A 6,089-nucleotide genomic window follows, 5' to 3' on the forward strand; every position below is an offset into this window, starting at 1 on the left:
ACACATGTTTGGTGAAGTTGGCTTCTGGGACTCCATTCTTTTTATACTACTAGGGGTTTTTACAGCTCTTTGGGGTGTTCGCCTGGCAAGGCTTACAGCTTCACTCATTTTTGGATTCTGGCTAGGGTACGTATTTTATGCCTTCACTACACCTACGCTTAAAGCCTCGCTTACCCCTCTCGTGCTTTTTTTACTAGGATTTATTATTGGTGCAATGATAGGTTTTGCAGCCTTTAAACTGGTCGTCTCACTCCTTACCGGCTTTATGATATCTTACCTTTTAGTGGCAACCGGCTACATAGTTAACGGTGAGACGGCTTTAGTAGTACTTTCCCTTGCCTTCGCCGCAATAATTTATGCGGTCATGGAGAAGATTCTGGCTTTGGGATTCGCTACTATGGGCGCGGGACTTGTATACATCGGCTTAAGGGGGGCCAGTATTCCTCCTAATATATCCCTAATTGTGGCCGTGTTAATCCTTATATTGGGATTAATGAGTCAGCTTCGCCGTTGAAACTTGCTTTAATTTGAGTTATATGGTCTAAACGTATTAGACATTCTCTTTCGGTAAAGACTACATGAAAAATTTTTAATATATTTTCCATGTGTAAATTTACAATGAGATCATATGACGTAGTGATTGTTGGAAGCGGAATAATAGGTTTAATGACGGCTTACAAGCTCGCTCATTACAATGTTAGCGTTCTGGTTCTCGAGGAAAATCCTGAACCTGGATGGGGTGTATCTAAGGGTCACGCCGCTATAATTCACGTCGTGCAGCTTCCCTTCAGCTCTGTTAAGAGTAAAATGGCCAGGGAGGGAAACAAGAGAATGTTTGAAATAGCCGAGAGGCTTGGAGTCCGATACGTAAAAACAAGTACTCTTGTTGTGGCTACAAAGCTACACCACCTGCTAGCCATGCCCCTGATAGCGCTTTACTTGAAAATTAATCTCGGCAAAGACTACCCCGTCAAGCTTAGAAGTAGGGCGTATTTGAGGCGAGAAGAGCCTGCCTTAACAAAAAAGGCCCTAGGAGCGATCGAGGTGTACGGGTATGGATGCATAGACAACTTCGACCTCATGTATCGTCTATACGAGTTTGCAAAGGATAATGGTGTTGAATTCAAGTTTAGCACAAGGGCGAGCCGTGTATCAATTCAAGATGACTTTGTTGAGATTGTAACGGACAAAGGGGAAAATTACAAGGCTAGGTTCCTCGTGAACGCGGCTGGACTCTGGGCCGATGAGATATACAACATGCTAGGCGATGAAGTCAGCTTTGAACTGGGAAAAGGAGTACTACTCGTGTTTGACAGGAGCGTTACCCGCAGGTTTATTTCTCCACTTTACCTCAAACCCGACCCTAAGACTAAGGGCGGAGCAATTATGTTCACAGTGGACGGTAAGGGTCTCTGGGGTCCCAACCTTAGACCAGCACGCGACAAGTCTGATCTGAGTGTTGATGAGGAGGACATAAAAGCTCTAATGGAGAAATTTTCCCCTCTCTTGGATGTTGATCCCGGGATACCTATCAAGGCTTATGCAGGGATAAGGCCCATACCCCCTGAGAACGACTTCCGTATAGTTTACTCTACAAAGTCCAAACGTGTAGTCCACGCTGTTGGAACAGAGTCGCCCGCCTTCACAGCCTCTCCAGTGATAGCTGAGAAGATTCTCGAAATGTTGAAGGCTTCCGGTCTCACATTATCAGAGAAGGAAAACATACTCTTACGCAAGCCATTCACTAAGAGCAGATATGCACCCGAGAAAGCTAGGGGAAGAGTCGTATGTATGTGTAACCTTGTCACAGAGGAGGAGATTAGGGAGGCGGTAAGGAGAGGTGCAAAGACTCTTCAAGGGGTTATGCTGCGAACTGGCGCCGGTATGGGTCTTTGTCAGGGGTCTAAATGCATCGCTGAGGTTGCGAAGATAGTTGCGGAAGAGCTGGGTGTAGGAGTCGAAAATGTTACTTTTAAGGGGGAGAACTCTTGGTTAGTGAGAAGGGCGAAATAAAGCTCCTAATTATCGGCGGCGGGCTCGCAGGATTGTCCTTAGCTTCTTACCATGAGCAATCAATCGTTTTCGAGACCCGTAGCCGACCTGGCGGTTTCTTCCTCTACGACGATCTCCCAGTCAGCCGTTCGCGGGGTAAGGATTTGGTCAGTGGTTTCCTGTCTAAAGCAAAAGTAGTGACAGAGAGAATGGTTTATAGGGTCGAGGAGAATGGAGTGTGGACTCTAGGAGAAACTGGAAGTGAGTTCCACAAGGGTATGCCTGTTCTTGCATCTGGATTCCGGGAAAAAACAACCTTAGAGCTCGGGATTTATGGATATAGACCTGCAGGCGTTTTCACACTTTCCTCAGCCTGGGACTTTACCAACTCGGGCTTCCTCATAGGAGAGCGCATTCTGGTTTACGGGTTTAATCATTTTTCTCTGTCTTTAGTCTCTAAGCTCTCGAGGTTAGCTGAAAAGATTATAGTTATCTACGATGAAGAATCCTTTATTTACAAGCCCGACACTCTACGCGAGTTTGGAGTCGAAGCTGTTAAGGGTAAAGTTCTATATATTGAGGGTAAGAGCCGTGTAGAAAAAGTTAAAACAACCGCCGGGGAATTCGCAGTTGACACGCTTATTCTAGCCTGCCTCACTCCTTTAAACATGTTTACCACGAGGTTTGCGACTGGAAATGCCGCCATGATTATAGAGGATCCTCTTAAGGTAGTTGAATCTTCAAATTTGGTAGCTCATGCTATTTTGGAGCCGGGAGAGTCTGGGCGCATTGAGAGTAACATACCTGTGGTACCGCAGACATTTAAACTCAGACATCCGTATGTCATGTTGGGTTTACGAGAGGGGTTCAAAGCTGAGATAAATGGACGCACAATTACCGTCGATGAGCCCTATCCAGTTGTGGAAATCCCAGCTGAGAAGGTTGTTAGAATAAGGGCGGGTTAAATGTATGCTGTTATAGATGTGGGGACAACGGGCATCAAACTCTCAGTATACGATCTTGATGGGCGACTAGTCCATAATGAGAAGTTTATCCTCGGCTATGAGAAGTTAGCTTCAGGCCTAATAGAACAGAATTCGCGGGAAATCCTGAAAGTTGTAAAAGGCTTTGCACGTAGGGCGAAGGATAAAGGTGCGAAGAATCTAGGGCTCGCAGTTTACAGAGCTTCAGTGGTTGCCTGGGACAAAAGTGGTGAGCCTTTGACGAATATTATAACTTGGATTGATGGTAGAGGAAATAGTGTTCTCAGAGGACTCCCTGTCCATGTAAAAGCGCTGAGGAGCATAAGTAAACCTCTTTCGTACATATTGAGCCCAGACTCTCCTGCTGTCCTTATGAAATGGATCTACGAGAACATTAGTGGGTTGAGGGAGAAGGTTAAAGAGGGAGAAGCTTTTTTATGGACGCTGGACTCCTACCTCCTTTACAATATCTCGGGAAAATTCCTGTCAGATGCGACAAGTATAACTCTAACGGGTCTTGTCCATCCTCGTAACTTTAGAGATATAGGACTTGTATATGAGATCTTAGGCCTTCCAAAATTACTTCCCGAGGTTGTCGATAATGTCGAAGAAATAGGAGAGCTTGAGGGGCTCAAAGTCAACGCGGTTATAGCTGACCAACAAGCAGCAGCGGTTGGCTTGGGAGTCGTTAAAAGAGGGAGGCTTGAAAGCGTTCACGGGACTGGAAGCTTTCTCGAGCTATGCACCGGGGATTATAGGATGCCAGAGGCAGGGCTTATTCCTATAGTTATTTTGAAAGACCAGGGATCGATCACATATGGGGTTGAGGGGTTCCTCAGGACTACGGGTTCAGTTGTTGATTGGCTGAGAAGCATTGGTTTCTTTAAAGATTACGAGGAAATGGAGTTTTTAGCGGCTCAAGGAGATAAGCGCTTGCTTTTTCTCCCATCCTTTGGAGGCCTCAGGACGCCTAAAGCCAACAACATATCTGGTTTAATAGCTGGCCTCAAATTACATACAACAAGGGCTGATCTTGTGGCAAGTCTAGCTTGGGGGGTTGCCCTCTACATGGCCTACCTTGCTGAAGCTGCGATGAAAAGCATAAAACATATTGAAGAACCTATGTGGGTTGCCGGTGGCTTCTCAAAATCAGACGCATTTTTGCAAATGCTGGCCGACGCTACTGGGATACAAGTGGCCCGTCCGACAGACACAGAGGCTAGCTCCCGGGGTGTTCTTAAATTGTTAATGCTTGGATCAGGACGTGCTGGTCGGGAGATATTAGCTGACCTTCCACAAATTCAGAGAGTTTTTACTCCCACACTCCCAGAAGAAACTCGTAAAATGTATATGTCAAATTTTATAGAAATCCTTAAGGTGTTATCGAAATGGGAGAAGAACATTTTCCTAAAGAGAGACTTATAGAAAAACTTGAATCAGAGTTCCCTGGACGATTTGCACGGGACAAGACTACACTTAGGCTATACAGCAGGGACTATTGGCCGCTAGCTTTATTGAAGGAGACGAGGGGCGAGGAACTGCCTCTACCTTTAGGGGTTGTGTGGCCCGAGTCCGTTGAGGAAGTCTCGAGGATAATTAAACTGTGTAACGATTATAGGATCCCATTTGTCCCATACGCCGGAGGGTCTGGAGTCATAGGAGGAACGATTTGTAAGGACTGCGTAGTTATAGACGTGAAGAGGATGAACAAGGTTATCTCTTTCTCAGAGGAGGATGCTATAGTTGTAGTGGAGTCGGGTATTCTTCTCAAAAAGCTAGAAGATTTCTTAAACTCTAGGGGCTTTACACTGAGACATATTCCCCAATCATTTCCAGAAGCCGCCATTGGCGGTTTGATAGCAACCATGAGCACAGGCCAGTTCAGCACTAAGTACGGAGGCATAGAGGAACTCGTATTGGACTTGGAGGTCGTAACCCCTGATGGCTCAATCATTCCTTTGAGGAAAAACACTGTTCCCCGAGCTGCAACAGGTCCCAATCTTAAATACCTACTTATAGGAAGTGAGGGACAGCTCGGTGTAATCACTAAAGCCGTTTTAAGGGTTTTCAGACTCCCTAAAAATCAATGGAAGAATTCTTATGCATTTCCTGACTTCGAGTCAGGTCTAAAGGCGATGCGTGAGTTGATGCTCTCGGGTTTGACGCCTGCGGTCGCCCGATTGTATGATAGGGATGATGCTTCGCTAAGATTCCACCACGATAGGGACATCCTCCTCCTCATATTCGAGGAGGATAACGAGAGACTCCTAAGCGTAAAGACTGAGGAGTCCGAAAGAATCATTAAGAATTACGGAGGCGTAGCTATTGGTCCCGAGCCGGTTGAAAAGTGGCTTGCAACGCGCTTTGACGTTATCTCAGAGTTGAAGAAACTTGTCGTACCACTTAATCTATGGTTCGACACCATAGAGACTGCTGCAACCTGGAGCGCCCTGCCCCGCGTTTACCGGGTTTTCAAGGAAAGAGTCAAGAAAGTCAAGGGAGTGTACGCGGTTCTTGCACATGCCTCCCACTTCTATACAACTGGAGCCTGCATCTATTTTACCTTGACATATGAGGCTAATGAAGAAACGTATTGGAGAATGTGGGAGGAAGCCATGAAGACTCTTTTGGAGACAGGAGCCACGATTAGCCACCATCATGGAATCGGGTTACTGAGGAAGAAATGGGTTAGAGATGAACTTGGAGACACGCTTGAATACCTTAAAAGGATAAAGCGTTGCCTTGATCCAAATAACGTCTCGAACCCAGGAAAGTGGCTCGGTGAATAAGGTTGCCGAGTATAAAAGTATTAAGAATCATCAAGATTACGCCGGGCCTCGTAGCAAGGTTTGTAATGCTTCCTGCACGCCAGGTTGAGAATCCATGTCTTTATTGTCCAGGAATATGTATCGCTAGTTGTCCGACCTATACATCTACGGGAAACCTTGCTTTGAGCCCTCTAGGCTACTCGCGTGACAAGCAACTAGCAGTTGAGAAGTGCTTAAAGTGCTGGCGCTGCAGTTTTGACTGTCCCCTGAACTTTCCTTTACCGGAAACGTTCGAGGAAAAACCTGTCAAGCTAACCCTAGAGTTTAAGAAGATGGGAAGACCCAT

5 protein-coding genes and 1 pseudogene are annotated in these 6,089 nt (G+C 46.0%); all 6 read left to right on the forward strand.

Annotated elements, in window-relative coordinates; translation table 11 throughout:
* Positions 1–4: 4 nt before the first annotated feature.
* On the forward strand, positions 5–514 hold the full coding sequence (locus ACP5KC_RS01855; RefSeq protein ID WP_273434343.1) for a hypothetical protein: 510 nt from the start codon (positions 5–7) through the stop codon (positions 512–514).
* 104 nt (positions 515–618) lie between these two features.
* Positions 619–2,013: an NAD(P)/FAD-dependent oxidoreductase gene (locus ACP5KC_RS01860; protein ID WP_052883637.1), complete on the forward strand. Its 1,395-nt coding sequence runs from the start codon at positions 619–621 to the stop codon at positions 2,011–2,013.
* Positions 1,989–2,957: a hypothetical protein gene (locus ACP5KC_RS01865; RefSeq protein WP_428286775.1), complete on the forward strand. Its 969-nt coding sequence runs from the start codon at positions 1,989–1,991 to the stop codon at positions 2,955–2,957. Before ACP5KC_RS01860 ends, ACP5KC_RS01865 begins: the two co-directional genes overlap by 25 nt.
* Positions 2,958–4,400 (forward strand): FGGY-family carbohydrate kinase, encoded by a 1,443-nt coding sequence (locus ACP5KC_RS01870; protein WP_428286776.1) that lies wholly within the window; start codon positions 2,958–2,960, stop codon positions 4,398–4,400.
* The gene (locus tag ACP5KC_RS01875) at positions 4,364–5,764 is read left to right on the forward strand and encodes an FAD-binding oxidoreductase (RefSeq protein WP_273434340.1); all 1,401 of its coding nucleotides are present in this window, start codon (positions 4,364–4,366) and stop codon (positions 5,762–5,764) included. The genes ACP5KC_RS01870 and ACP5KC_RS01875 overlap by 37 nt, the downstream gene beginning before the upstream one ends.
* 2 nt (positions 5,765–5,766) lie before the next feature.
* Positions 5,767–6,089 (forward strand): annotated as a pseudogene (locus ACP5KC_RS01880) (hypothetical protein); the annotation flags it as partial.

Origin of the sequence: Infirmifilum sp., assembly GCF_049970975.1 — an archaeon.
Classification (GTDB): Archaea; Thermoproteota; Thermoprotei; order Thermofilales; family Thermofilaceae; genus Thermofilum; species Thermofilum uzonense.